At 66.8% G+C, this 25,449-nt stretch carries 26 protein-coding genes, 2 tRNA genes and 1 pseudogene; 8 read left to right on the top strand and 21 right to left on the bottom strand.

All coding sequences use genetic code 11. From position 1 onward, the window contains the following. The first annotated feature begins 268 nt into the window (after positions 1-268). Positions 269-676, top strand: coding sequence for a hypothetical protein (locus ACZK0Z_RS05030; protein ID WP_197632549.1), 408 nt, complete (start codon positions 269-271; stop codon positions 674-676). A gap of 43 nt (positions 677-719) precedes the next feature. Here ACZK0Z_RS05030 and ACZK0Z_RS05025 read toward each other — a convergent pair whose 3' ends face one another. From ACZK0Z_RS05025 to ACZK0Z_RS04955, 15 genes are all read right to left on the bottom strand, one after another. Continuing rightward, positions 720-1,607, bottom strand: coding sequence for a hypothetical protein (locus tag ACZK0Z_RS05025; protein ID WP_197619843.1), 888 nt, complete (start codon positions 1,605-1,607; stop codon positions 720-722). 188 nt (positions 1,608-1,795) lie between these two features. After that, positions 1,796-1,870 (bottom strand) — tRNA-Val (locus ACZK0Z_RS05020). Positions 1,871-1,986: 116 nt separating this feature from the next. After that, positions 1,987-2,340, bottom strand: a complete 354-nt coding sequence (locus ACZK0Z_RS05015) for a PilZ domain-containing protein (RefSeq protein WP_004146965.1) — start codon at positions 2,338-2,340, stop codon at positions 1,987-1,989. Beyond that, the gene (locus ACZK0Z_RS05010; RefSeq protein WP_043033674.1) at positions 2,337-3,293 is read right to left on the bottom strand and encodes a DNA polymerase III subunit delta'; all 957 of its coding nucleotides are present in this window, start codon (positions 3,291-3,293) and stop codon (positions 2,337-2,339) included. Before ACZK0Z_RS05010 ends, ACZK0Z_RS05015 begins: the two co-directional genes overlap by 4 nt. Further along, the gene (tmk, locus tag ACZK0Z_RS05005; RefSeq protein WP_197633653.1) at positions 3,290-3,955 is read right to left on the bottom strand and encodes a dTMP kinase; all 666 of its coding nucleotides are present in this window, start codon (positions 3,953-3,955) and stop codon (positions 3,290-3,292) included. The genes ACZK0Z_RS05010 and tmk overlap by 4 nt, the downstream gene beginning before the upstream one ends. Beyond that, positions 3,952-5,013, bottom strand: coding sequence for an endolytic transglycosylase MltG (mltG, locus tag ACZK0Z_RS05000; protein WP_197633654.1), 1,062 nt, complete (start codon positions 5,011-5,013; stop codon positions 3,952-3,954). Before mltG ends, tmk begins: the two co-directional genes overlap by 4 nt. 157 nt (positions 5,014-5,170) lie before the next feature. Next, on the bottom strand, positions 5,171-6,535 hold the full coding sequence (locus tag ACZK0Z_RS04995; RefSeq protein ID WP_197633655.1) for an aminodeoxychorismate synthase component I: 1,365 nt from the start codon (positions 6,533-6,535) through the stop codon (positions 5,171-5,173). A gap of 112 nt (positions 6,536-6,647) precedes the next feature. Continuing rightward, complete coding sequence (gene fabF, locus ACZK0Z_RS04990; RefSeq protein WP_197633656.1) at positions 6,648-7,910, bottom strand: beta-ketoacyl-ACP synthase II; 1,263 nt, start codon at positions 7,908-7,910, stop codon at positions 6,648-6,650. 142 nt (positions 7,911-8,052) lie between these two features. Further along, complete coding sequence (gene acpP / locus ACZK0Z_RS04985; protein ID WP_005408313.1) at positions 8,053-8,292, bottom strand: acyl carrier protein; 240 nt, start codon at positions 8,290-8,292, stop codon at positions 8,053-8,055. Between the two features lie 152 nt (positions 8,293-8,444). Further along, the gene (gene fabG, locus ACZK0Z_RS04980) at positions 8,445-9,188 is read right to left on the bottom strand and encodes a 3-oxoacyl-ACP reductase FabG (protein WP_005408312.1); all 744 of its coding nucleotides are present in this window, start codon (positions 9,186-9,188) and stop codon (positions 8,445-8,447) included. Between the two features lie 82 nt (positions 9,189-9,270). Then, positions 9,271-10,215, bottom strand: a complete 945-nt coding sequence (fabD, locus tag ACZK0Z_RS04975; RefSeq protein ID WP_197619847.1) for an ACP S-malonyltransferase — start codon at positions 10,213-10,215, stop codon at positions 9,271-9,273. A gap of 113 nt (positions 10,216-10,328) precedes the next feature. Next, the gene (locus ACZK0Z_RS04970) at positions 10,329-11,111 is read right to left on the bottom strand and encodes a BUD32 family EKC/KEOPS complex subunit (RefSeq protein WP_197619848.1); all 783 of its coding nucleotides are present in this window, start codon (positions 11,109-11,111) and stop codon (positions 10,329-10,331) included. A gap of 77 nt (positions 11,112-11,188) precedes the next feature. After that, positions 11,189-12,166, bottom strand: a complete 978-nt coding sequence (locus tag ACZK0Z_RS04965; protein ID WP_099553840.1) for a beta-ketoacyl-ACP synthase III — start codon at positions 12,164-12,166, stop codon at positions 11,189-11,191. A gap of 91 nt (positions 12,167-12,257) precedes the next feature. Continuing rightward, the gene (gene rpmF / locus ACZK0Z_RS04960; protein ID WP_005408308.1) at positions 12,258-12,452 is read right to left on the bottom strand and encodes a 50S ribosomal protein L32; all 195 of its coding nucleotides are present in this window, start codon (positions 12,450-12,452) and stop codon (positions 12,258-12,260) included. 107 nt (positions 12,453-12,559) lie between these two features. After that, positions 12,560-13,069, bottom strand: coding sequence for a YceD family protein (locus ACZK0Z_RS04955; protein ID WP_012479287.1), 510 nt, complete (start codon positions 13,067-13,069; stop codon positions 12,560-12,562). Between the two features lie 113 nt (positions 13,070-13,182). Here ACZK0Z_RS04955 and ACZK0Z_RS04950 point away from each other — a divergent pair, with 113 nt between their 5' ends. Then, complete coding sequence (locus tag ACZK0Z_RS04950; protein WP_197633657.1) at positions 13,183-13,752, top strand: Maf family nucleotide pyrophosphatase; 570 nt, start codon at positions 13,183-13,185, stop codon at positions 13,750-13,752. Positions 13,753-14,002: 250 nt separating this feature from the next. Here the strand turns inward: ACZK0Z_RS04950 and ACZK0Z_RS04945 are convergent, their stop codons facing one another. Next, positions 14,003-15,844 carry a glycosyltransferase family 39 protein gene (locus tag ACZK0Z_RS04945; RefSeq protein WP_197633658.1) on the bottom strand — a complete coding sequence of 614 codons (1,842 nt, stop codon included), beginning with the start codon at positions 15,842-15,844 and terminating at the stop codon, positions 14,003-14,005. 42 nt (positions 15,845-15,886) lie between these two features. Here ACZK0Z_RS04945 and ACZK0Z_RS04940 point away from each other — a divergent pair, with 42 nt between their 5' ends. The 4 genes and pseudogenes from ACZK0Z_RS04940 to ACZK0Z_RS04925 all read left to right on the top strand — a co-directional run bounded on the left by ACZK0Z_RS04940 (position 15,887) and on the right by ACZK0Z_RS04925 (position 20,270). Next, a complete protein-coding gene (locus ACZK0Z_RS04940; RefSeq protein ID WP_049430196.1) occupies positions 15,887-16,840 on the top strand; it encodes an AAA family ATPase in 954 nt (317 codons plus the stop codon). Between the two features lie 2 nt (positions 16,841-16,842). Continuing rightward, complete coding sequence (locus ACZK0Z_RS04935; protein WP_197633659.1) at positions 16,843-17,787, top strand: DUF58 domain-containing protein; 945 nt, start codon at positions 16,843-16,845, stop codon at positions 17,785-17,787. Further along, a pseudogene (locus tag ACZK0Z_RS04930) lies at positions 17,780-19,746 on the top strand (transglutaminase TgpA family protein). The gene ACZK0Z_RS04935 and the pseudogene ACZK0Z_RS04930 overlap by 8 nt, the downstream one beginning before the upstream one ends. Then, positions 19,743-20,270 (top strand): Slp family lipoprotein, encoded by a 528-nt coding sequence (locus ACZK0Z_RS04925; protein WP_008265847.1) that lies wholly within the window; start codon positions 19,743-19,745, stop codon positions 20,268-20,270. The pseudogene ACZK0Z_RS04930 and the gene ACZK0Z_RS04925 overlap by 4 nt, the downstream one beginning before the upstream one ends. A 112-nt stretch (positions 20,271-20,382) precedes the next feature. Here the strand turns inward: ACZK0Z_RS04925 and ACZK0Z_RS04920 are convergent, their stop codons facing one another. The 4 genes from ACZK0Z_RS04920 to dnaX all read right to left on the bottom strand — a co-directional run bounded on the left by ACZK0Z_RS04920 (position 20,383) and on the right by dnaX (position 23,864). Further along, positions 20,383-20,742 (bottom strand): histidine triad nucleotide-binding protein, encoded by a 360-nt coding sequence (locus ACZK0Z_RS04920; RefSeq protein WP_049430202.1) that lies wholly within the window; start codon positions 20,740-20,742, stop codon positions 20,383-20,385. A gap of 67 nt (positions 20,743-20,809) precedes the next feature. Continuing rightward, positions 20,810-21,409, bottom strand: a complete 600-nt coding sequence (gene recR, locus ACZK0Z_RS04915) for a recombination mediator RecR (RefSeq protein ID WP_197633660.1) — start codon at positions 21,407-21,409, stop codon at positions 20,810-20,812. A gap of 82 nt (positions 21,410-21,491) precedes the next feature. Then, positions 21,492-21,812: a YbaB/EbfC family nucleoid-associated protein gene (locus ACZK0Z_RS04910; protein WP_004154630.1), complete on the bottom strand. Its 321-nt coding sequence runs from the start codon at positions 21,810-21,812 to the stop codon at positions 21,492-21,494. 6 nt (positions 21,813-21,818) lie between these two features. Then, positions 21,819-23,864 (bottom strand): DNA polymerase III subunit gamma/tau, encoded by a 2,046-nt coding sequence (gene dnaX, locus ACZK0Z_RS04905; protein WP_197619973.1) that lies wholly within the window; start codon positions 23,862-23,864, stop codon positions 21,819-21,821. A gap of 144 nt (positions 23,865-24,008) precedes the next feature. On the opposite strand from dnaX, the gene ACZK0Z_RS04900 reads away from it, so the two are divergent. Continuing rightward, positions 24,009-24,101 (top strand) — tRNA-Ser (locus ACZK0Z_RS04900). Positions 24,102-24,242: 141 nt separating this feature from the next. Here ACZK0Z_RS04900 and ACZK0Z_RS04895 read toward each other — a convergent pair. Beyond that, positions 24,243-24,617, bottom strand: a complete 375-nt coding sequence (locus tag ACZK0Z_RS04895; RefSeq protein WP_197633213.1) for a DUF3592 domain-containing protein — start codon at positions 24,615-24,617, stop codon at positions 24,243-24,245. A gap of 374 nt (positions 24,618-24,991) precedes the next feature. On the opposite strand from ACZK0Z_RS04895, the gene ACZK0Z_RS04890 reads away from it, so the two are divergent. Continuing rightward, positions 24,992-25,435, top strand: a complete 444-nt coding sequence (locus tag ACZK0Z_RS04890) for a GNAT family N-acetyltransferase (protein ID WP_197633214.1) — start codon at positions 24,992-24,994, stop codon at positions 25,433-25,435. The last annotated feature ends 14 nt before the right edge of the window (positions 25,436-25,449 follow it).

The raw sequence follows: 25,449 nt of genomic DNA, 5'->3' as shown, positions 1-25,449 counted from the left end.
GTGATTGCCCGGCGTGATGATCGCCGCGCCGAGGCAGATTGCCTGGGCCGGGATTGGCGTCTCGAATAAACGAACAAGCTTCAAGGCCTGCGAAAACAATCGCAGCTGAGAGAATGCACCGACTGTCCTCAATGGCGGACGGTGTGTGGGGATCACCAGATCCGCCAGGCGTTCTTCTCCCTTGAAGCTTGTTTGCCTTGGTACGCCAACCCGCACCGTCCGCCACCTTCGCTCCGGAAGGTGGACCTACGCCAGTGAGGGTTTCGCCATGACCAACCGCACCGCCATCCATCCCCGCCTGCACGCCCTGATCGGCAACATCGCCACCGACGTGCCTGAAGACCTTGCGCACGAGATCGAATGCGCCCTGCAGGAACAGAACCTGCCCATGCAGTCGCCTGCCTTCTTCGCGTGCCTCAACGCCATCAGCTGCGCCGACGGCGATGACGGGCAACCGTGCCGCAGCCTCACCCTCGGCGCCAGCAATCACGCCTCGCTGCGCCGCTCGATGTCCGGGCTCAGCGCAGTGCTCGATCTGCTGCAGGCCGCCGACCGAGCGCGTGCCGAGGCCGGCCCGGAAGAACAGCTGGGCGCCTTCCATACCGACGGACTGATCGTGGCCGCACGGCAACTGGTGCGCGAGGCCAATCACTGTCTAAACGACGGCCCGTACTGATTAGTTGAATAGGATCTCAGGCAACAGTACTACAGGAACCCACTTATTGATTGATGGGACAGACTCCCTTCGCCTGCGCAGCCGCCTTGCAGACGATCTCATTCTCTTTCTCTGTTGGCCAACTTGCAGGTCGAGATCCAGGGCGCATTACGATATAGGATGTGTCGTCACCCATGAAAACATTGACATTTCCAGAAGCAGGCCATGCGTAATAGTCGGGCGGGATGACGAATGGCTTGCCAAGATTCTCCGACATGCGCTTGACGAGCCCCAACTGACCTTGCCGGAACTTATAATTAACCATGAATAAAATATGAGTAATGATCTTACTCTCTGTATTTTCATCAAAGTAGTAAGTGGCTGATGAAAAAGGAGAATTTTCAAACTTCACACTCAGATAGCCGCGCTCATTTGGCGTAATTGAATCAACCGGATATGACTTGAATACATCCGCCTCAGTCATTCCAACCTTCACCAATGAAAATCCATTTGGATATGCACTTCCCGCTTGGAACATATTGATTGCTCTGGACTCTGACAAAAGCCCTGACAACTCTTTTTCACGCTTTTGGAGACCCGCGACATCTCTTTGGAGCTTCTTGTTCAAGTCATGCTCGACACCTAGCGCGTCCGTGAGCCTATTGGCCTCTTCTGTCGCCTGACTGGCCTTATGCTCCAAGGCCGCGGTTCGCTGCGGAAGTGCAAATTGATTGAAGTACGTCAGGCACGTTATGGCCGTTGCGACAACTGCGCCGCCGACGATCAGAACGGGATGGTTTTTCCAGTCGGGAGCCTGCGCCTGAGGCGGAGTCGGACCAACTACCTCTTTGGCCATTGCTCTCTTGCGCGCAGCAGGCATTTTTGGCGCTTCCTCTGGCACTTGCGAATCCCCCTTGGATTGCCCCATAGGGTGCGACTCGACGACGCGCATGACAAGACTTGACGCCAACGACGACTCGGACCGAGCCATTGTTTGTTGCTCTCACAGCTATGGTAGTGATCCACCTGATAGCCGGAATCGACACAGCCGCGGGCGCTTTAGGTCAGTTTTTGCGCAGTTCTCAAAGCAGAAATGCAAAGGCCACCCTATTCGGGTGGCCTTTATCATCGATAACAACATGGTGGGCGGTACAGGGATCGAACCTGTGACCCTTGCCGTGTGAAGGCAATGCTCTACCGCTGAGCTAACCGCCCGGTGTGTTGCTGAGCCGCTCATTATAGGGGCTTTTCAGAGGCCGTCAACAGTTTTTCACATTCGTGTTCACGGGTGTTTCGAGGTCGTCGCCGGGCATGGCCCGGCGCTACCGGAATCACATCGTATGGGTCGGCTTGTCCGAGCTGGTCAGGCCGGCCAGCAGGGTCTCGATCTTGTGGCGTACGCCCTCGCCTTCGGCGCCGTCGGCCAGCTGCACGCCGATGCCGGCGGTGCGGTTGCCCTGCGCGCCGGCCGGGGTCACCCAGATCACCTTGCCGGCCACCGGCAGGCGCTCGCTGGAATCGGGCAGGGTCAGCAGCAGGAACACTTCGTCGCCCAGGAAGTAACGCTTAGGCGTGGGCACGAAGATGCCGCCGTTCTTCACGAACGGCATGTACGCGCTGTACAGCGCGGCTTTGTCCTTCACGGCCAGGGACAGGATGCCCTGGCGGGCGTTGCTGGCACTCATCGATTTCCCCTTGCGGCAGGCCGCTCGTTCACCTTGTTCCAGGCCAGCAGCAACTCGACCACCGCAAGGTCTGCACGCACCGTGGTGCGCAGCAGGTCGCGGGTGCGGTTGGCCGCATCGAACCAGGCTGCAAGCTTGTGCAATCGCTCCGGCGTGGTCAAGGCATCGGTGCTGGCCTGGGCCAGCGCCAGGTCGGCGGCAAAGCGCAGGCGCAGCGCTGCGTTGTCGTCACCACACCACTTCTGCGCCAGCTCCACCGCACCGGTCTTGCCGGCGGCCAGCTGTTCCAGCTCGCGACCCACTTCGCGGCGCAGGCTCAGGCCATCTTCGCGCAGCCAGTTGTCGGCCTGGCCGGGATGGCCGCGTGCAGCCTCCAGCGCTTCGCGCGCCGAGGCCTCGCTATGGCCCTGCTGCTGCAGCCAGGCCAGCGCCTCGTGCTGCGGCGGCAGCTTGAACTCCAGGCGCTGGCAGCGGCTGCGGATGGTCTGCGGCAGGCGCGCCGGATCGCTGCTGATCAGCCACAGGTAGCGGCCCGGCTGCGGCTCTTCCAAGGTCTTCAGCAGCGCATTGGCGGCCGAACGGTTGATCGCATCGGCCGGGTCGACGATCACCACCTGCGCCACGCCGTACTGCGGGGTCAGCGCCAGCTTGTCGGTGATCTCGCGCACCTGCTCGATGACGATCTCGGTGCGCAGCTTGTCGCCGCTCTTGTTCGGGATGAAGCTGACCAGCTGCAGGTCCGGATGGGTACCCGCGGCGATCAGCTGACGCGTGCGCGTGGCATGCGCGGCGTCACCGCGGGCCAGCACGTGGTCGGCCAATGCCAGCGCCACCTCACGCTTGCCCAGCCCGGCCGGCCCGCAGATCAGCAGGCCATGACCGAGGCGACCGGCATCGAGCGCGGCCACGGTCTGGTCGAACGCGCGCTGCTGCCAGGGCGAGAACGTGCTCATGCGCCCTCCCCTTCCTGCAGCCAGCGCTCGACACGCGCGACCACATCGGCCGCCACGCGTTCCTGCTCCTGGCCCGCATCAATCAACGCAAAGCGCTGCGGATCCTGCTGCGCACGGCCGCGGAATACTTCGCGCACGCGCTGGAAGAAATCGTCCTGCTCGCTTTCGATGCGGTCCGGCCACAGGTCACGGCCGTTGGCGCGCGCGCGGCCGATGGCCACGTCCACATCCAGCAGCAGGGTCAGGCCCGGCAACAGGCCGACCGCGCGGCGCTCCAGATCGGCAATCCACTGCGGATCGAGCCCACGGCCACCGCCCTGGTAGGCGTAGCTGGAATCGGTGAAGCGATCGCTCAGCACATAGGCGCCGCGCTGCAGTGCCGGCTGGATCACCTGGCGCACATGCTGTGCGCGCGCGGCGAACACCAGCAGCAGTTCGGCTTCGGCACTGAGCGGTTCGGCGGCGATCTCGGCATCGGGCTTCAGCACCAGGCCGCGGATGCGCTCGGCAAGCGGCGTGCCGCCCGGCTCGCGGGTCAGCACCACTTCATGGCCGTGGCTGCGCAGGCACTCGCGGATGGCGTTGATGGCGGTGGTCTTGCCCGCGCCCTCGCCGCCTTCCAGGCTGACGAAACGCGGGTGGCGAAGCAGCGCGGGACTCATTGCGCCGGGGTCTCCTTGGTACGTTGCTGGCGCAGCTGCTGCAGGTAGCGGGCCACTGCGGCGTTGTGCTGGTCCAGGCTGGGCGAGAACACGTGTGCGCCACTGCCATCGCCCACGGCGACGAAATACAACGCGTCGCCCGGCGCCGGCTGCGCGGCCGCCATCAGCGCATCGCGGCTGGGCATGGCGATCGGGGTCGGGGTCAGGCCGGCACGGGTGTAGGTGTTATAGGGCGTATCGGTGGTCAGGTCGCGGCGGCGGATGTTGCCGTCATACGCAGCACCGATGCCGTAGATCACAGTCGGGTCGGTCTGCAGGCGCATGCCGATCTTCAGGCGGCGCATGAACACGCCGGCAATCTGCGGGCGCTCGCTGGCCAGCGCGGTTTCCTTCTCGATGATCGAGGCCATCGTCAGCAGTTCATAGGGCGTGTTGATCGGCAGGTCCGGCGCACGGCTTTCCCAGGCCTCGTCCAGCGCTTTCTCCATCGCGCCATGTGCACGCTTGAGCACGTCCAGGTCGCTGTCGCCGCGCTGGTAGACGTAGGTTTCCGGCAGGAAGCGACCTTCCGGATGCTGGCCACCGAAGCCGAGGCGCTGCATCAGCGCGGCGTCATCCAGGGAATCGGTGGTGTGCAGCAGCGGTTCGGCGCGCTTGAGCGCGGCACGCAGCTGGCGGATGTTCCAACCCTCGACGATGGTGACGCGGTGCTGCAGCACCTTCCCGGCGCGCATGCGCAGCAGCAGCTCGCGCGGGGTCAGCTCGCCACTGAGCGCGTACTCGCCCACCTTCAGCTTGCCGGCGGCATCGAGCTGGCGCGCCAGCAGCTGCCACTGCGTGTCCTGGCCTTCATCCACGCCTGCGTCGCGCAGCTTGCGCAGCACGCTGTTCATGCCATCGCCACTGGCAATGACCACGCTTTCGGCAGTGGGGGTGATCGGAGCATCGGCGAAGCGGGTCTGCTGGTAGAAGAACCACGCGCCCACGCCGGCCACGACGGCGGCCAGCACCACCACCAGCGTTACCACGAACAGACACCCGCGCTTGGCTCCCGCCATGGACTACCTCTGAACTCGATTCCGTCGTGCAGGATACCGTGCCGGTGGTGTGGGGTCATGACCGGGGAGGCAGACACCCGCATCCGTGCCGACCAAGATCGGCACCCACCAAAACCGGAACCGGCAGCGCCGGGTCATGCCCGGCGGGGGCGGTCAATCAGCCCTGCTGGCCCAGCGCCCGCAGCAGGCCGCGCGCCTTGGCGCGGGTCTCGTCCAGTTCCTTGTCCGGGTCCGAGTCCACCACGATGCCGGCGCCGGTGCGGAAGCTGACCTCGTGGCCATCCACTTCAGCGGTGCGGATCAGGATGTTCAGGTCCAGGTCGCCATCGCGGTTCAGCCACCCGAAGGCGCCGGTATAGGCACCGCGCGGCACCTGCTCCAGTTCGCTGATGATCTGCATGCAGCGCACCTTCGGGCAGCCGGTGATGGTGCCGCCCGGGAACGTGGCGGCGATCACCTCGCCGGGCGTGACCTCCGGGCGCAGATGGCCGCTGACGTTGCTGACGATGTGATGCACGTGCGCGTAGCTCTCCACGGTCATCAGCTCATCGACCACCACGGTGCCCGGCAGGCAGATGCGACCGAGGTCGTTGCGCTCCAGGTCGATCAGCATCACGTGCTCGGCGCGCTCCTTGGGGTGACCGACCAGCTCCTGGATGCGCGCGGCATCATCGTCGCCCTCGAAGCGCGGACGCGTGCCGGCAATCGGACGGGTCTGCGCGTGGCCGGCGTGCACCGACACCAGCCGCTCCGGCGAGGAACTGACCACATGGCGGCCATGCGCGCTGAACAGGCCGGCAAACGGCGCCGGGTTGGCGCGGCGCAGCTGTGCATACAGCGCCTGCGGGCTGACCGGCGCAGCGAACTGCGCGCCCCAGCGCCGCGACAGGTTCACCTGGAACACGTCGCCGGCACGCAGGTACTCGATCACCCGGCGCACGCCGTCGGTGAAGCGCTGCGGCGCATCCTCGCCCACCGACTGCGGCGGCTGCCAGCCCTGCCCGGCGTCGGGCAACGCCGCCGAGGCCAGTGCTACCAGCGCATCCAGCAATACCTGCTCACCGGCTTCGGCGATGACGAAGCTGGCGTCGTTGTGATGGTCGTGCAGCACGGCGGCCGGGCAACGCAGCGCCACGGCGGTCGGGCCGCCATCGTCACGTGCACGCGCCGGCAGCACCGGTTCGATCTGACTGGCCACTTCGTAATCCAGCATCAGCGCCCAGCCGCCGCGGAACGGCAGGCTGTGGCTGCCGTCATGTGGCAGGCGTTCGGCCTGCCACGCGCGATCCAGCGCCTGCAGGAACGTGCCGGGCTGCACGGCGTCGTGCAGGTCACGCACCTGGCCATCGGCGTCCAGCCGCAGGCCCTCGCCCTGCGCGGCCAGCAGCAGGCTCCAGCGGCCCTGGGCGGTGCCCGAGGCGGTGGATTCCATCAGCAGCGGGAAACGCGCCGGGTCGTGCTGTTGCAGCGCCAACAGATCGATCGGGTGCGGCAGCGGGTGGATCAGCGGTGCGTGGGTCATGATGGCCAGTTCGGGGGTTCAGATGCACGGAAGCCGCCTTGCGGCGGCTCCGTGGTGCACGGCGTTGATCCGTTTGTCGGATTGCCGATGGGTCGCGGCGCGACGATGCCGGTCAGACGCGCTTGAAGATCAGCGTGCCGTTGGTGCCGCCGAAGCCGAAGCCATTGGACATCACCACGTCCACCTTGGCCTGGCGTGCTTCGTTGGGCACGTAGTCCAGGTCGCAGCCTTCGCCGGGCTGTTCCAGGTTGATGGTCGGCGGAATGATGTTGTCCTGCAGCGCCATCACCGAGAAGATCGCTTCCACGCCACCGGCGGCGCCCAGCAGGTGGCCGGTCATCGACTTGGTGGAGCTGACCATCATCTTGTAGGCGTGGTCGCCGAAGGCGGTCTTCATCGCCATGGTCTCGCCCAGGTCGCCCAGCGGCGTGGAAGTGCCGTGCGCGTTGAGGTAACCCACCTGTTCCGGGGTCACGCCGGCGTCCTTCATGGCCATGACCATGCAGCGCGCGGCGCCTTCGCCGTTCTCGCTCGGGGCGGTCATGTGGTACGCGTCGGAGCTGGCACCGAAACCGGCCAGTTCGCAGTAGATCTTCGCGCCGCGTGCCTTGGCGTGCTCGTACTCTTCCAGGATCAGGATGCCGGCGCCGTCGCCCAGCACGAAGCCGTCACGGTCCTTGTCCCACGGGCGCGAGGCCTGTTCCGGGGCGTCGTTGCGGGTGCTCATGGCCTTCATCGCGCAGAAGCCGCCCAGCGCGGTCGGCGACGAGCCACGCTCGGCACCACCGACCACCATCACGTCGGCATCGCCGTACTGGATCATGCGCATCGCGGTACCGATCGAATGGTTCGAGGTCGCGCACGCCGACACCGCCGAGAACGACGGGCCCTTCAGGCCGGTGATGATGCTCAGCTGGCCCGGCAGCATGTTGATGATGGTCTTGGGCACGTAGAAGGGCGAGATCTTCTTGCCCTCGTGGAACTCGATGGTCTGCTCTTCGATGCCGAGCAGGCCGCCGATGCCGGCGCCGACGATGGCGCCGATGCGCTCGGCATTGGCGTCGGTGATCTCCAGGCCCGAGTCGTGCAGGGCCATGAACGAGGCACCGAGGCCGTAATGGATGAACGGGTCCATCTTCTTGGCATCCTTGCCGCTGACCCGATACTTGCCGAACAGTTCATTGTCGGCGGTGATGTCGAATCCCTTGACCTCACCTGCAATCTTGGTGGTGAACCGATCCACGTAGGCATCAGCAACGGTGGTCAGCGGACCGATGCCCGAACGACCGTGGGTGATGCCTTCCCAGCTGCTGGCCAGATCATTGCCCAACGGCGAGACGATACCCAGGCCGGTTACGACGACGCGACGCTTCATTGCTGTTTCTCCTGACCCGGATGGATTCTACGGGCAACTCGGTTTGCTTCGATGTGATGCTCAAACACACGGGGCCGCAACAGCGGCCCCATGGGGTGCGGTGCGCGGCGAGGATGACCCGCACGCGCACTGCCGTCTGACATCAGGCCTTGACGTGGGCCTTGACGTAGTCGATGGCGGCCTGCACGGTGCTGATCTTCTCGGCTTCTTCGTCCGGGATCTCGCACTCGAATTCTTCTTCCAGGGCCATCACCAGCTCGACGGTGTCCAGCGAGTCAGCGCCCAGGTCATCGACGAACGATGCGCTGTTGGTGACTTCTTCTTCCTTGACGCCAAGCTGTTCGACGACGATTTTCTTGACGCGTTCTTCGATGGTGCTCATGGGATCTCGCTCCAGATGGAGTTGTGGTTCAAAAGTGGTCGCCATCAAAGGCGATGGCCGTGGGATAGTGTAGTGGAAACCGGCGCGGCCTTGCATTGCAGCAAAAACCCCAGCAGATCAACCACTTGCGGCGCAATCCCTGCGCCCCTTGCTTACGGCATGTACATGCCACCGTTCACATGGAGGGTTTCGCCGGTGATGTAACCGGCAGCCGGGCTGGCCAGGAAGGCCACCGCATGGGCGATGTCCTCCGGCGAACCCAGGCGTTCGAGGGCGATGTCGTTGATCAGCGCAGTACGCGCTTCTTCCGGCAACGCCTTGGTCATGTCGGTGTCGATGAAGCCGGGAGCGACCACATTGACGGTGACACCGCGCGAACCGATTTCCTTGGCCAGCGACTTGCTGAAGCCGATGATGCCGGCCTTGGCGGCCGCGTAGTTGGCCTGGCCGGCATTGCCGGTCACGCCCACCACCGATGCGATGTTGATGATGCGGCCCTTGCGCGCCTTCATCATGCCGCGCATGACCGCCTTGCTGGTGCGGAACACGCTGGTCAGGTTGGTGTCGATGATCGACGCCCAGTCCTCGTCCTTCATGCGCATCAGCAGGTTGTCGCGGGTGATGCCGGCATTGTTGACCAGGATCGAGATCGGGCCGAACTCCTTGGCGATCCCGTCCAGCACGCTGTCCAGCGCGGCAGCGTCGGTCACGTTCAGCGCGCGGCCGTGGCCGCCGTGGGCAGCCAGGCGCTCGCCGATGGCGGCGGCACCGGATTCGGTGGTGGCGGTGCCGATGACGGTGGCGCCCTGGGCGGCCAGCAGATCGGCGATGGCGGCACCAATGCCGCGGCTGGCACCGGTGACCAGTGCGATTTCACCCTGCAGGGGCTTGCTCATGATGTTTTCCTCAGGCTGGGGCGGCCGTCGCACCCGTGCCGCGTGCAGCGGCCACCGGTACGGTCGGCAGGAACAGGGGGAGTCAGGCCGACCATGCCTCGCGGGCGGCTTCGAAGTCGCCCGGGGTGGCCAGCGAACGGCCGTCGATGGCCTTGTCGATGCGCTTGACCAGACCGGTAAGCACCTTGCCCGGGCCGCACTCGGCGATCTGGGTGATGCCACGGCCGGCCAGCGCCTGCACGCACCCGGTCCACTGCACCGGCTGGTACAGCTGCTGGACCAGCGCGGTACGGATCGCGTCCACACCCTCGTGCACCTTGGCATCGACGTTCTGCACCACCGGCAGCTGCGGCGCCTGCCAGGACAGGCCGGCCATCACTTCGGCGAGGCGGTTGGCGGCTTCGCGCATCAGCGGGGTGTGCGAGGGCACGCTCACGGCCAGCTTGACCGCCTTGCGCACGCCCTTCTCGGCCAGCAACGCCAGCGCGCGGTCGACCGCATCGGCGTCGCCACCGATCACGATCTGGCCCGGCGAGTTGAAGTTGGCCGGCACCACCACCTGGCTGCCTGCAGCTTCGGCACAGACGTCCAGCACCAGCTGGTCTTCGGCGCCGAGCACGGCGGCCATGGCGCCGACACCGGCCGGTGCAGCTTCCTGCATCAGCTGGCCGCGCAGGCGAACCAGGTGTGCACCGTCATGCAGGCTCAGCGCGCCAGCGGCAACCAGGGCGGTGTACTCGCCCAGGCTGTGGCCGGCCAGCACCGACGGGCGCGGACCGCCCACGGCGTTCCAGGCGCGCCACACGCCGATGCTCGCGGCCAGCAGCGCCGGTTGGGTGTATTCGGTACGGTTGAGCATTTCCTCCGGGCCACCCTGGGACAGCGCCCACAGGTCGACGCCGGCACCATCGGATGCCTCGGTGAAGGCTTCACGCACCTGCGGGTGCAGTTCGGCCAGCTCGGCCACCATGCCCACAGACTGCGAGCCCTGGCCGGGGAAGACAAAAGCGAGGGTGGATACGGTCACGCGGTCATCCGCTTGTTGCAATCGAAGCGGGCCATGATAAGGGCGAATCCGCTGTGTCGTCTGTACGTGCGCGTATGCAGGCGTATGGAGCGCAGCCGGGCAAGCGCACGGCGTCAGCAGAACAGCTGCAGCACGTCCAGGTCGCCGTCGGCGAGGAAATCCACGCACAGGCCCACCAGCATCAGCACGCCCGCCGTGCTGGCGCCATGGGCGATGAAGATCGAATGGGCCAGCGCGCGCGCTGAACGGCCCAGCTTCATGCACACCCGGGCCAGGCTGCGCAGCCGGCCGCTGACCGCATGCACATGCTCGCGCACCGGCGCCTGGGCATCGCCCATCGCCTCGGCCATCATCGCCTGCAGCTGCTCGGGGCGGTCGGCGTAGTACTTGGCCACGCCGTAGCCGAACATCAGCCAGTCGCGGGCCTGCGCTTCGGACAGATCCATCACTTCCAGCGGATCTTCCTCGAAGTCGATGAAGCCCACGCTCTGCCCGTCCCAGGTGAGGTTGCGCGGCAGCGGCTGGCCGAAATAGGCGCCGCGCGCATGCGCTTCGGCGATGGCCTGCATGGCAGCCATCACCAGCCGGTCGCGGCCGGCCTCGTCGGCCTGGCGCAGGCAGGTGTTGAACGAGCTGCCGTTGTCACCGATCACCAGCGCGGCGTGGCCGCTGCCCAGCACGTCGGGCACGTTCACGCCCTGCGCCTGCAGTTCTCCCAGGCGACGGGCTTCGGTTTCGCGGGCGGCATCACCGCCGCGGTGCGGTGGCGGACGCAGGGCGTCCAGATGGAAACGGCGGGCAACGAAATTGAGCAGGCCCAGGGCCAGTGCGCGGCCTCCCTTGCCGTACTGCTTCAGCCAGGCGCGCTGCCCTTCGATGACGATGGGCTCAACCATGACAGGTACTCCTATAAACGCGTTACGGCCCCAGTGGGGCCGTAACGACAAGCTTCACATTGTCGTAACTTGCGCTATCAATAGCGCAGCAGGGCCGAACCCCACGTGAAGCCTCCGCCGAAGGCTTCCAGCAGCAGCAGCTGCCCACGCTCGACGCGGCCCGAGCGCACTGCGGCGTCCAGCGCCAGCGGCACCGAACCGGACGAGGTGTTGCCGTGCTTGTCGACAGTCACCACCACCTGGTCCATCGACATGTCCAGGCGCTTGGCGGTGGCTTCGATGATGCGCAGGTTGGCCTGGTGCGGAATCAGCCAATCCAGGTCGGACTTGTCCAGGCCATTGGCGGCCAGGGTCTCGTCCACGACCGAGTCCAGCGCCTTGACGGCGTACTTGAACACGTCGTTGCCCTTCATGTTGATGGTGCCACCCCCGTTGGCGCCGTCCTTGAAGCCGGTCGAGACGCCCACCGGGTTCCACAGCAGCTCCTTCTTGCTGCCGTCGGCATGCAGGTGGGTGCTGAGGATGCCGGTTTCTTCGTCGGCCTTGAGCACGACGGCGCCGGCGCCATCGCCGAACAGCACGCAGGTGGTGCGATCGTTCCAGTCGACCATGCGGGTCAGCGTTTCGGTGCCGATCACCAGCACATGCTTGCAGTCGCCGGAACGGATGAACTTGTCGGCCACGCCCAACGCGAACACGAAGCCCGAACAGGCGGCGTTGACGTCAAAGGCAGGGCACCCCGCAACACCGAGCTTGGCCTGGATCAGGCACGCGGTGGAGGGGAAAATGAGGTCAGGCGTGGTCGTACCGACCACGATCATGTCGAGCTGCGAAGCGTCGATACCGGCCGCTTCAAGTGCGCGCAACGCGGCCTGGTAGCCAAGGTCGCTGGTGGTTTCGCCTTCGGCCGCGATGTGCCGTTCACGAATTCCGGTGCGCGACTGGATCCACTCATCCGAGGTTTCGACCATTTTTTCCAGGTCGGCGTTGGTCAGGACTTTTTCCGGCAAATAGCTACCGGTGCCCGCGATCCTCGAATAGATCCGCTTGCTCATCATGTTTCCTGTTGCGCGGGCCGCCGATCACCGGCACGCCCGGGAAAGAGGGCAAAGGCCGCTGCCCGGGGGCAGCGGCCTTCCCGGCACATCAATCTTCTTCGACGGCCGAGGTCTTGGTCTGGATGACCTTCTTGCCGCGGTAGAAACCATCGGCAGTGATGTGGTGACGCAGATGCACTTCGCCGGTGGTCGGGTCGGTCGACAGCTGCTTGGCGCTCAGGGCGTCATGCGAACGGCGCTGGCCGCGGCGGGACGGGGTAACACGGGATTTCTGCACAGCCATGGGATTGCTCCAAACTCGGTTCGTTTTGCTTCGTCGTATCGTCGCGCAGGACGCCAGCGCCCAGCACACTTTCGCTTTCGCCGCAGCCGCCGACGACAATCCGGCTGCTATTGTTTCTTCAATGCCGCCAACGCCGCGAACGGGTTGGCCTTCTTCGTTTCTTCTTCGCTCGGTGCCCAGTCCTTGTCGACTGCTTCACCGTCGGGCGACAGCGGTACCACCGGCACCGCCAGCACCAACTCGTCTTCGACCAGGTCCAGCGGACGCAGCTGGCCGTCTTCCGGCACCAGCAACGCCTCGTACTCCTCCGGCAGGGACGATTCCTCGTCCTCGTCGCGGATCAGGCCAAGCCTCTGGGTCACCTTCACCGGCAACAGGAATCGCTGCATGCTGCGCTGACAGGTCAGCGGCAACGCGGTGTCGATGGTCAGTTCCACATAGGATACCCGCAGGACTTCGTCGCGACCGAATTCAAGCGAGTAGGAACACTCACCGTCGGTATCTGCGACCAGCCCCTGCAGGCGGGTCAATTCAGCCAGGGAGACCTGGCCGTCGAAGCGCCTGCGCGCTACGACCATCCGCCAAGCATCCAGCGATTCGGGCACGTTCGCGGACATAAGCCGCTGAATACTAAGGATCGGGGGGGCTGCTGTCAAATGCCCGCCATACAGGACTTGCTGCTGGCGCCGCACACGGGCCAGACTGCCGCGCCCCGCCCCGGAATTGTCGCATGTCACTGGTCCTGGCCTCTACCTCCCGCTACCGCCGCGAGCTGTTGCAGCGGCTGGGCCTGCCCTTCGACTGCGCGCGCCCGGAGGTGGATGAAACCCCGTTGAACGCTGAGACACCCCTGGTCCTGGCGACGCGCCTGGCCACGGCCAAGGCGGCCGAGGTCGCCGCTCGCTACCCCGGCGCCTGGGTGATCGGCTCGGATCAGGTGGCGGACCTGAACGGGCGGCCGCTGGGCAAGCCGGGCACGGCCGAGGCGGCCTGCGCGCAGCTGGCGGCGATGTCCGGGCAGACGGTACGCTTCCATACCGCAATCAGTCTCACACGAGACGGAGAATCACTCAGCGCCGTGGATCTGACCGAGGTCCGTTTCCGCGCGCTGGGCCAGGAGGAGATCGCCCGCTACGTGGCCGCCGAACAGCCGCTGGACTGCGCCGGCAGCTTCAAGTGCGAGGGCCTGGGCATCAGCCTGTTCGAAGCAATCGACAACCGCGACCCGACCGCGCTGATCGGCCTGCCGCTGATCGCGCTGTGCGGGTTGCTGCGCCAGGCAGGGTTCGCGGTGCCCTGAAGGCGGCACGCTGACTGCCGGCACCGATCGCGGAAACAGGCCGGACCTGGGCCGGGTAGGACCCAAGCCGGGTAGAGTCGACTGTCAGTCGACTATCGCGCGCAGCGCGGGGTTTTGCCAGCGGCTGGAAGAGCAGTCGACTAACAGTCGACTCTACCAACCCGGAGCACCCGACCAACGTGGAGCACCCGACCAACCTGGCACGCGCAACCAACCCGGAGTACGCGACCAACCTGGACCGCGCGCCGCCTCAGCGCCCGCGAACCTCGAACGGCTGCTCCTGCCATTCCTCCACGCTGCCATCGCGCCCATGCAGGCGCAGGCCCAGCCAATGCCGTCCCGGCGCCAGCGTGCTCGTGTCCAATGACGCATCGAAGCCCACCGACGGATGCTGCGGGTCGGTGCTGTCCGGCCAGGTCTGGCGCACGTCGAATGCGCGGCCATAGCGCGCATCCCCCACCGAGCGGCCATCGACCAGCACTTCAACCCGTGCCAGGCCGACACCATCCTTGAACGCCCATCCCTTGATGGCCAGCACGCCGGACACCTTTTCGCCGTTGGAAGGGGTATCCAGCCACGCCATTGCCGGAGTCACGCACGCCCCCGGCGCACGCTGCGCCGGCAGGCGGAACAGCAGGAACCGCTGGAAGCCATGGTCACTGCTGACCACCCGCGGCGCCGGCAACGGCCCCACCTGCTCGCAGATGGCGTGATAGCGCGCCAGCAGATCGCGGTAACGCTGATCGCTGGGTGAAAGCACCAGCAGCATCGGCGCCGAGCGCTTGCCTTCATGCAGCAGACCCCACTGCGCCAGCTGCGCGGTGCGCCCATGCTTGTCGTTGAGCGGGTGCGGCAGCACTTCGATATCGCCGTTGCCGAGCTGGAAGCCCAGCTCGGCCCCCACCTTGAAGTTCCCGGCCAGCACCCGCGTGCCCGCGTGCATCTGCTGCAACTCTTCGCGCACTGCCATCGCCAACGGCTGCCAGCCAGCGAAATTGCGCGGGTAGTACTTGCTGCCCGCCAGCTGCTCGCGCAACGCAGGCGTGGAGGCCATCAGGTAATAGCCGAACGCCAGCACCATGCCTGCGCCGGCCAGCCACCAGCCGGTGCGCCGCAGCCAGCGTGGCCAGCCGTTGAGCACCACCGGCACCGCCACCAGCAGGGCCAGGTAGCCCGGCAGTGGCCAATGGAAACTGATCCGCTCGACGTCGGTGAAGAAGCCCAGCAGGAAGATGCCCAGCGTGGATACGCCCCCGACCAGGCCGAAGTAGCGCCACTGCACACGCGTGCCGCCGCCCCTGCGGGTACCGGCCAGCGCCACCTTCCACATCGCCATGCACAGGATCGGGGTGACCAGCATCGGCTGGATCACCAGGAACCACAGCCCGTTCCATTCGAACGTCCAGGGATGGCGCTCGACCACCTGGAACTTCAGGCCGGCGTCGTGGTTGTCCGCGTTCCATGCCAGCAACGGCAGCCAGGCCAGCACGCCTACCGCCAGCGCGACCCATACGCGCGGATCGGCCAGCATGCGCCGCCCCTGCGGCAGCGCCAGCAACGCGATGAAGCCAACACCGATGACACCGATGAAACGGTAGTGACTGAGCGCACCGATCGACAGACCCAGCGCAAGCTTCATCGCCGACGATGCATCGACGTTGTGCAGCAGCCGTGCACCAGCGTGCAGGCAGATCACCGCGGCCAGCGCCATGGGTACATCCGGCACCGCCAGCAGGCCCAGCGTCGCCGACAACGGCATCAACAGCGTGAGGCTGCCCGCCTGCCAACCGGCCACATTGCCGAACCAGCGCGTGGCCGTGCGCACCACCAGCAACGGCAGCAGCGCGCCGATGGCCAGGAACGGCAGGCGCAACGCGAGCACATGGTGGCCACCGATCTCCACCCCCAGGCGCGCCAGCCATGCGGTCAGTCCGGGAAGGTCCGAATACGCGGCGGCCAGATGCTGGCCTTCCTGCCAGTAGAACGCCTCGTCAACGAACAGTGGCAGGCGCGCAGCCACCACCAGCTTGGCCGCTGTGACCAGCGTCCATAACCAGAGAAATATTGTCCGCGCGCGCTGTTCGCCTTGCATTGCTCTATGGATAATCGAATGGATTCCAGACCTGAGACGATCATGCCAGCCTCGTCCCCCAATCCCACCATGCTAACCGATCAACTGCGCCAGGCCCTGCGGGAGGCACAGGATCAGGTAAACGCACTGGTGCTGGGCAAGGTGCCGGAAGTCAGGCTGGCCTTTGTCGCTCTGCTTTCCGGTGGTCATCTGCTGATCGAGGATCTGCCCGGCCTGGGCAAGACCACGCTGGCGCATGCGTTGGCCAGCAGCTTGGGCCTCAGCTTCCAGCGCGTGCAGTTCACCTCCGACCTGCTGCCCGCCGATGTACTGGGCGTCTCGGTATACGAAGCCGGCAGCCGCCAGTTCCAGTTCCATCCAGGGCCGGTGTTCACCCACGTGCTGCTGGCCGATGAGATCAACCGCGCGCCGCCACGCACGCAGAGCGCGCTGCTGGAGGCGATGGCCGAACAGCAGGTCACCCTGGATGGGCAGACCCACCCCCTGCCCGATCCGTTCTTCGTGATCGCCACGCAGAACCCGGTGGACCTGTCCGGTACCTTCCCGCTGCCGGATTCGCAGCTGGACCGTTTCCTGCTGCGACTGGCGATGGGCTACCCCAGCGCGCAGGCCGAACGCGAACTGCTGCGCGGCACCGACCGTCGTGACCTGATCGCACGTGCCGTACCGAAGCTGGATGACACCCAGGTACGCGCGCTGCGTGAGGCCGTCGGCCAGGTCCATGCCAGCGATGCACTGGTCGACTACGTGCAGGCCCTGCTGACCCGCAGTCGCCAGCACGCCGGCGTGCGCGTGGGCCTGTCACCGCGTGCCGGCCTTGCGCTGCTGCGCGCGGCCAGGGCGCATGCACTGCTGCTGGGCCGCGGCCACGTGGTGCCCGAGGACGTGCAGACCCTGTTCGTGGCGGTGGCCGGTCATCGCCTGGTGGCCGAAGCCGAGTCCAGCTCGGGGCCGGCACTGGCACGAGCCATCCTGCAGACCGTTGCGGTGGATTGAGGGTGGCCACGCGCTGGGCACGACTGCAACTGCTGGCACGCCCGCGCAGGCCTGAAGCACTGCCGCAGCGCCTGGACCGCCATCGCATCTACGTGCTGCCCACCCGCTTCGGCCTGTTCGTCGCCACGCTGCTGGCGGCAATGCTGCTGGGCGCACTGAACTACAACAATAACCCGGCGTTGCTGCTGGCCCTGCTGCTGGCGGCAGCGGCGATCGCAAGCGCCATCGCCGCGCACCTGCAGCTGTCCGGCGTACAGATCGACGCGATCTCCGCCGAGCCGGTTCCGGCCGGGCAACCGCTGCGCCTGCGCGTGGACCTGTCACTGCGCGATCCGCGCGCACGCCACGGCCTGCACCTGCTGCTGGGTGACAGCGAAGCCTGGACCTCGCTGCCTGCGCACGGCCGTGGCGAAGTGGAACTGCAGGTTCCCAGCGAACGCCGCGGCTGGCTGGAACTGCCACGCATCCGCCTGTCCACCACCCAGCCACTGGGCCTGGTCCGGGCATGGTCGTGGGTGTGGCCGGAACAACCGCTGCTGGTCTATCCGCAACCCGAAGCGCTGGCGCCTGCACTGCCGGAAAGCGGCAACGATCCGCTGCATACCCGCGCCCATGCCAGTGGCGAGGAACTGCATCAGCTGCGGCCCTATCGTGCGGGCGATGCACCACGCAGCATTTCATGGAAGCACTCGGCACGCCGCGACAGCCTGCTGGTGCGCGAGTACGAAAAGCCAGTCGGCATCGAAGTCATCCTCGACTGGCGCAGGCTGTCTCCGCTGGGCCATGAAGCACGCATCGCGCGTTTGGCACGATGGGTCGACATGGCCGAGCGCGAAGGCCGCCGCTACACCCTGCTGCTGCCTGCACATCCACCGTTCGGGCCCGGGCAGGGCGCCAGTCACCACCACCTGTGCCTGCGCGCACTGGCATTGATGCCGCATGACTGAAACCACGCCCGCCCTCGACCGCAATGCCCGCAACTGGACCCTGGCCAGCGCGGCATTGGCGCTGTTGCCGTTGCTGCTGCAGCTGCCGCCCCTGCTGGCTGGCGTGATCGCGGCCGCGGCGCTCGTGACTGCAGCCCTGTCGTGGCGGAAGGTACTGCCCATGCCGGTGCGCCTGCTGCTGGTGCTGGCCATGCTCGGTGCCATCGTCTGGCAGATGGGGATGGTTCGACCCGGGCGCGATACAGGTTGCGCCCTGCTGGCAGCGATGCTGGCGATCAAGTCCAGCGAACTGCGCAGCCGGCGCGATGCCCGCAGCCTGCTCGGCTTCGCGCTGTTTTCCCCCCCCCCCCCCCCCCCCCCCCCTCGCCTTCGGCCCCCCCCCCCCCCCGGCCCCCCCCCCCCCCTTTTCCCCCCTCGCGGGGCCCCGCGTTTCTCCCCCCCCCCCCCCCCCCCGGGGATGAAGGCCCCCCCGGCCCCCCCCCACTGCGAGGGCAGCTGCGCGGCGTTGGCCGCCTGCTGGCGATCGGCCTGCCACTGGCATTGGCCTGCTTCTGGCTGTTCCCGCGGTTGGCGACCCCGCTATGGGGCGTTCCCGAGCGCGCGGTCGGCACGCCGGGGCTGTCCGACAGCATGGAACCCGGCCAGTGGCTGGACCTGATGGCCGACGACGCCCCGGCGCTGCGCGTGCAGTTCTTCGGTGCGGTGCCCGAGCCGATGCAACGCTACTGGCGAGGGCCGGTACTGACCGCCTTCGATGGCCGGCGCTGGACACGTGACCGCGCCAGCGAGCGACGACCGGCGGCCGTGGTCGAGGCCGGCACGCAGGACTGGGACTACCAGATCGACTACGAGCCCACCGACCGGCGCCAGCTGGTGGCACTGGACCTGCCCAGCCGCGCCCCAGCAGGCAGCACGCTGGATGCTGACATGAGCCTGAGCAGCGAGCGGCCACTGGCGTCGCTGAGCCGCTGGCGACTGCATTCGGCGCCACCTCAACGCTTCGACAGCACGCTGTCGCCCTATCTGCGACGGGCCGCGCTGCAGTTGCCCAGCGGCTTCAACCCGCGCACCGCCACACTGGCGCAGCAGTGGCGGCAGGATGCCGGCGGTGATGACGAAGCCATCGTCCGCCGCGCGCTGCAATGGATCACCACCGATTTCTCCTACACGCTGCAGACGCCACCGGCGGGACGCGATCCGGTCGACGAGTTCCTGTTCGGCTACAAGGCCGGCTTCTGCGAACACTTCAGTTCCGCCTTCGTGGTACTCATGCGCAACGCCGGCATTCCGGCGCGGGTGGTGACCGGCTTTGCTGGTGGCACCTACAACCGCCTTGGCGACTACTGGATCGTGCGGCGGATGGACGCCCACGCCTGGGCCGAGGTATGGCTGCCGCAGCGCGGCTGGGTACGGGTCGACCCTACCGCCGCAGTGGCACCGGAACGCATCCTCGATACCCTCGACGACCGCCTGCAGGCAGGTACCGACAGCCCGCTGCGGCAACGCTGGCAGCAGCTGGGGCAGATGGGCGACTGGCTGCGCCGCGGCTGGAACGACCTGGTGCTCTCCTTCGATGCGCGCCGCCAGCAGCAGCTGCTCAAGCCGTTCGGACTGGATGATCTCGGCCCCACGCAACTTGTCGCTGGCTTCGTGGTGGCAACGGTGCTGGCCCTGGCGTGGATGGTCTGGCTGCTGGCCCGGGGCGAGCGCGAACGTGACCCGCTGCTGCGTGCCTGGCGCGGGCTGGGCCGGCGCTATGCCCGCCTCGGGCTGGGCCGGCAACCCCACGAAACCGCGCAGGACTGGGCACGGCGGGTCCATGCCCAACGTCCCGATCCCGCCCTGCTCGCACTCAGCCAGCGTTTCGCCGACGCGCGTTACGCTGGAACTTGCACCGACCTCGCTTCATTATTGCGGGACCTGCGCAGGCATCGCCCGACTTCCGGAGCCTCCCCATGAACACCAAGTTCCTCCTCACCGCTGTGGCCACGCTGGCCCTGTCGGCCTGCGCCACGGCCCCAAAGCCGCTGCAGGGACAGTTCAGCCTGGTCTCCCCGCGCGATTCGGTCGCCACCCAGCAGGTCGGCACGCCGGTCCGTTGGGGCGGTCGCATCATCGAAACCAAGCCCGGCCAGGGCGAGACCTGCTTCCAGATGATCTCGCGCCCGCTCAACGCCAGCGGCCGCCCGAACACCACCTCGTCCGACGCCAGCGACGGCCGCTTCATCGCCTGCCGCGCCGGCTTCTACGACCCGGCCGTGTTTGAAGCAGGCCGTGACGTGACCTTCATCGGCAAGATCGATGGCTACCAGAACACCCGCATCGGGGACTACGACTACCGCCTGCCGAAGCTGTCGGCCGATGTGATCTACCTGTGGCCGGAACAGCGCCAGGTCGACGTGGTGCCCTACCCCTATGGTCCGTGGGGCCCGGGTCCGTATGGCCCGTACTGGGGCGGTTACGGCCGTTGGGGTTGGTGGTGATCGCCAACCGGCACGCGTGACGGAAAAGGCCGCCCTCGGGCGGCCTTTTTCATCCACGCATGGCGTGGATCTACAGCGGGGTACCCGTGGTACTCCTGCGTGGATAGGGGCTTCAACGCCCCGGCGTACCGAAATGCCCCAGCTGTGCACCCGCCAGCAGGTGCATGTGGATGTGGAACACGGTCTGCCCGGCATCTTCACGGCAGTTCATCACGATGCGGTAGCCGTCCTGTGCGAACCCTTCGCGGCGCGCGTACTCGGCAGCGGCCAGCGCCAGCTTGCCGATCAGGTGTGCCTGCGAGGGCTGCAGGTCATCCAGGGTCGGAATGATCTCGTTCTTCGGAATGAACAGCACATGCACCGGCGCCTGCGGTGCGATGTCCTTGAAGCCCAGCACCTCGTCATCCTCGTAGACGATGGTGGCCGGGATCTCGCGACGGATGATCTTGCTGAAGAGGGTTTCAGTGCTCATGTTCGGCCTCGGCGGAAATGTCATCCGCATTGTAGGCCGGCCGCGCCGGCGGATGCCCGGCCGGCGTTCAATCGCGGAATTCGCTGCGCGTTCCGAACGCGTGCGAGAGCGTGCCGCGATCGACGTATTCGAGTTCACCGCCCAGTGGCAGGCCCTGCGCCAGGCGGCTCGGCTGCACCTTGCCCGCGCGCGCCAACTGCGCCAGATAGTGCGCGGTGGCCTCGCCCTCGACGGTGGCACTGGTGGCGATGATCAGTTCCTGCACCTCGCCTCCGGCCAGGCGCTGCTCCAGCTGTTCCAGGCCCAGTTCGCGCGGGCCGATGCCATCGAGCGGCGACAGACGGCCCTGCAGCACGAAGTAGACGCCGCGGAAACCGGTGGCGTTCTCGATGGCCAGGCGATCGGCGGGCGATTCGACCACGCACAGCTGGCTGCGCTCGCGGCTGCTGTTGGCGCAGGTCGGGCACAACTCGGATTCGCTGAAATCGCGGCACTGTGCGCAGTGGCCAATGCGCTCCACCGCCAATGCCAGTGTCTCGGCCAGACGCTGGCCACCTTCGCGCTCGCGTTCGAGCAGGTGGTAGGCCATGCGCTGCGCGGTCTTCTGGCCGACGCCAGGCAGCACCCGCAACGCGTCGATCAATTGTTCAAGCAAGGGTGCAGACACGGCGGCATGCTTTCATGGCGTCGATCAAGCTCGACGGCTACAGGTTCCGTGGCACCCGCTTGCACGGGTGCCACGCCGAAAATCAGAACGGCAGCTTCATGCCCGGCGGAAGCTGCATACCGGCGGTGGCCGAACCCATCTTCGACTTCGACTCGGCATCGATCTTGTTCGAGGCGTCGTTGAAGGCGGCGGCGATCAGGTCTTCCAGCATCTCCGGGTCGCTGGCCAGCGACGGGTCGATGCGCACCTTGCGGCATTCCTTGGCGCCGGTCAGGGTCACGCTGACCATGCCGCCACCGGCGCTGCCGGTCACTTCGATCTTGGCAATTTCTTCCTGGGCCTTCTGCAGGTTTTCCTGCATCTTCTGGGCCTGCTGCATCAGTTGGGCGATGTTTCCGCGCATGGTGTCTTACTCGTCAAAAGAACGGATGGAATCGGAAACAACCCGGGCACCGTGCTGTTGGATCAGCACCTGCACTTCCGGGTCGTCCATGAAAACGGCCTCTGCTTCCTGCTGCCGTTCGCCACGCTGGCGGTCGGCGCGCTGGTGCAGGGTCTCGGCCGGAACGTGTTCGGTTTCCACGGTCTCGACCACGATCTTCGGCGCTTGGCCCAGGGCCTTTTCCAGCATCTCGCCCAGGGCGGCCAGCGCGCGCTCCGAGCGCAGGTATTCAAATCCGGGCGAAAGGCCCAGTTTCAAGGTCCCGTGCTGGCAGCTGATGAAGGCGGCATTGGCGGCCAACTGCCGCGATGGGCCGCTGAGACCGCTGTTGGCGACCAGATCCAGCCAGTCCTCGGCCGTGGCCAGCTCGCTGACGCCGTCCTGCGGCGCGGTATCACGCGCCGGGACCGGTTCGGCGGGTGCAATGGCAATGCCATCGGCGCGGAACGGGCGCTCGGGCGGGGCAGGTTCGCTGGGGGCCGCGGCGGGAGCCGGCGGCTCGTGCCAGGGCGCGACCATGGCCGCCTCCGGGCCGGCCATCTCGGCCGCCAGTGCTGCGTCACGAGACTCGGCTTCGTCGGTGGCCCACGGCGGCAGATCGTCGCTCGTTTCTGCTTCAGCGGCCGGCGGCGGCACCTCTGCTTCGGCCTTTACCGGCGGCGGCGACACGGGCTCTTCCACCGGAACAGGCTCGGGTTCCGGCGTCGGGTCCGGCTCGGGCTGCGGGGCCGGCTCAGGCTCGGGGTCAGGTTCGCGCGGCGCAGCCTCGGACGGCGCGGCCGCCTGCGTCGCCGGGGTCGGGGCCGCCTGAGCGGCGGCAGCGGCCGGCGCCGCTTCGTGGTTGCCGGCACCGCTGCCTCCACCGGCAACGTTGCCGCCTGCTGCACCTTCAACCGACTTCGGCACCGGCGGTACCGCGGCAGCCGGACGGAATGCCAGCATCCGCAGCACGGCCATCTCGAAGCCCGCGCGCGGGCTCGGCGCCAGCGGCAGGTCGCGGCGGCCATTCAAGGCCATCTGGTACCAGAGCTGCACCACTTCCGGGCGCAGGCGCTCGGCGAATGCGGTGGCATCCAGGCCTTCGGCAACGGCCGCACCCGGTACCAGCTGCTGCACCTGGATGCGGTGCAGGCCTTCGGCCAGCGCTTCCAGCACACCACTCCAGTCCGGTGAGAATTCAGCCAGCGCGGCCACCACCTGCAGCAGGCGCGGGCCATCGCCCTCGGCCAGTGCATCCAGCATCGCGGCCACCTGGGTGCGGTCGACGGTGCCCAGCATCGTGCGCACCACGTCCTCGCGCAGTGCGCCGCCGGCATAGGCAATCGCCTGGTCCAGCAGCGACAGGCCGTCACGCAGGCTGCCATCAGCGGCCTTGGCCAGCTGCACGATGGCGCTGCCGTCGGCCTCGATCTCTTCTGCCGCCAGGATGCGGGTCATCTGGCCCTGGATCTGGTCCTCGTCCAGGCGCTTGAGGTTGAACTGCAGGCAGCGGCTGAGCACGGTGACCGGCAGCTTCTGCGGGTCGGTGGTGGCCAGCAGGAACTTCACGTGCTCCGGCGGCTCTTCCAGCGTCTTCAGCAGCGCGTTGAACGCCGCTTTGGACAGCATGTGCACTTCGTCGATCAGGTAGACCTTGTACTTGCCACGCGAGGGCATGTACTGCGCGTTCTCGATCACCTCGCGCACGTCGTCCACACCCGTGTTGGACGCAGCGTCGATTTCCAGCAGGTCGATGTAGCGGCCGGCGTCGATGTCCAGGCAGGCCGCGCACTGGCCGCAGGGATCGGCACTGGTGCCCTGCTCGCAGTTCAGCGACTTGGCGAAGATGCGCGCGATGGTGGTCTTGCCCACGCCGCGGGTGCCGGTGAACAGGAACGCATGGTGGACCCGGCCGCTGTCCAGCGCATTGCTGAGCGCACGGACCACGTGTTCCTGGCCCACCAGCTCGGCAAAACGCTTCGGACGCCACTTGCGGGCAAGGACGAGATAGGACATCAGGCCACCGTTTTCCATCGGATGTTCCATTGTGCCATGCCTGTCCAGCCCCCTCGCCTCCGGCACGCCCTTCGCAGGTTCCTGGCCGGGGTGCTTGTGAAGTGCCGCGCAGCCCGCTAGAATCTGCGCCCCTGCTGAGGCGTTTGCCGATGGCAGGGATCCGGAGAGGTGTCCGAGTGGTTGAAGGAGCACGCCTGGAAAGTGTGTAAGCGTCTAAACCGCGCTTCGGGGGTTCGAATCCCCCTCTCTCCGCCAGATAAATGAAGAAGCCGCCCACCGGGCGGCTTTTTTATTTGGCTGGCGGGAAGCGCGGTAGGTACTACCGAACTGAACAGGCCCTGCCGCCAGGGGCAGGTCCAACGATCCGCCCGCCGACAGCGCGCGATCCGCTGCGAGTCACCTGCGCCGGAGCAGTCCCCGCACGCAGACGCCGACGAACGCCAGCCCCAGCAGCATCCACACGACCGTCATTCCCCACAGCGCCCCGAACGTATCCAGGACCGGCTCCAGGCGCGGTTGCGCCGGATCGTACAGCACGCGTACCGGCTGTCCAGGCTCATAGCCGAAGATCATGCCGCCCTGCGGGTAAGAGACGCGTTGGCCGGTCGCGGCGGTGAACGCAACCTGCGGATGCGATCCGCCCGCGTTCAGTCGCTCGACCTGGCCATCGACGGCCTGCGCGATCTGCAGGAACTCAAGGCGATGCGTCACTTCGAAGGCGGCCACGGCAAGGATCAGCAGCCCCGCCGCGCCAAACAGCAGACCGCGCATGACCTGGGCAGTCCGGGAAAGAGAAGGGGCGGGCATCGCTGGGCAGCTCCGTTGCAGGCAGGAAGACGAATGGGGCCGGCGGATCCTGCCGCGCGGTCAGTCCCACGTGTCGAAAGCATAGCCCAGAAGCCGCCGCGCCCCGCTGCACGCCATCGCGGCCGCATGCCTCGCCACTGACGCACCCGCCTGGTGCAGGCGCCTGTGTTCCGCACAGTCATTCGAGGTGGGCGAAATCATCCGTGAGAAGATCGACTCCGCTCCATGTACCTTGGAGCACTTCGGCGCCCCCCTGCGGCCTCGTCGTGCAATACCCCCTTGAGAAGGACAGCGTCTGGACGGCTGAAATGCGCCCGGGCAACGCCAAGGCATTTTCCATGAACCTCCGCCTCTACCGTCCCGCCGATGCCAGCGCCTGCCTGTCGATTTTCGACAGCAACGTGCCCACCTACTTCGCGCCCGAAGAGCGCAGCGACTTTGAGCGCTTCCTGCAAGAACAGGCCATGGACTGTGCATTCCAGGTCATCGAGCGAGATGGCAGCATCGTGGCCTGCGGCGGGCTCTCGCGCCGCGGCGATGGCAGCGCCGGCTTCTGCTGGGGCATGGTCGCGCGCGCGCTGCACCGGCAGGGAATCGGCCGTGAACTGGCGGTGGTACGACTGCAGCAGGCCGGACGTGATGCCTCGATTGCGCGCATCACGCTCAGCACCAGCCAGCACACCCAGGGGTTCTACGCCGGCCTCGGCTTCCAGGTGACACGGGTGGTACCCGATGGCCACGGCGCCGGGATTGACGCCGTGGAGATGGAGCGGAGGGTGTAGCCCTCCGCCCCGGC

This window comes from Stenotrophomonas sp. 116085_Sma (genome assembly GCF_056479585.1).
This window is presented reverse-complemented; position numbering and strand designations above follow the sequence as displayed.